At 60.4% G+C, this 379-nt stretch carries 2 tRNA genes; both read left to right on the top strand.

From position 1 onward, the window contains the following. Positions 1-50: 50 nt before the first annotated feature. Positions 51-126: transfer RNA gene (locus AAIL17_RS18225), tRNA-Gly, on the top strand. A gap of 126 nt (positions 127-252) precedes the next feature. Then, positions 253-328 (top strand) — tRNA-Gly (locus AAIL17_RS18220). Positions 329-379: the final 51 nt, after the last annotated feature.

The following is a 379-nucleotide window of genomic DNA, read 5'->3' as shown; positions in this document are numbered from 1 at the left end:
CGCAGAGGCTTGACGGGTTCGTTTTCGCCGCTAAAATGCGCGGCTCCGATGCGGGAATAGCTCAGTTGGTAGAGCACGACCTTGCCAAGGTCGGGGTCGCGAGTTCGAGTCTCGTTTCCCGCTCCAGATTTCTCTTCGAAGCCCCGGCCCTGCCGGGGCTTCGTCGTTTCGGGCAGCGCAACCGGGCCGGGCAAAAAACCTCGGCGAGGCCTTCACATCCGGCCGCGTTCTGCTATCCTTTCCGACTCTGACGCGGGAATAGCTCAGTTGGTAGAGCACGACCTTGCCAAGGTCGGGGTCGCGAGTTCGAGTCTCGTTTCCCGCTCCAGTTTCCAGAAACCTCGGACCACCGGGGTTTTGTTTTTTAAGCGGACCGCTA

It is taken from the genome of Frateuria sp. YIM B11624, assembly GCF_049727805.1.
Classification (GTDB): domain Bacteria; phylum Pseudomonadota; class Gammaproteobacteria; order Xanthomonadales; family Rhodanobacteraceae; genus Frateuria_A.
Note: the sequence above shows the minus strand (reverse complement) of the source record. Positions and strands in the feature narration are given on the sequence as shown.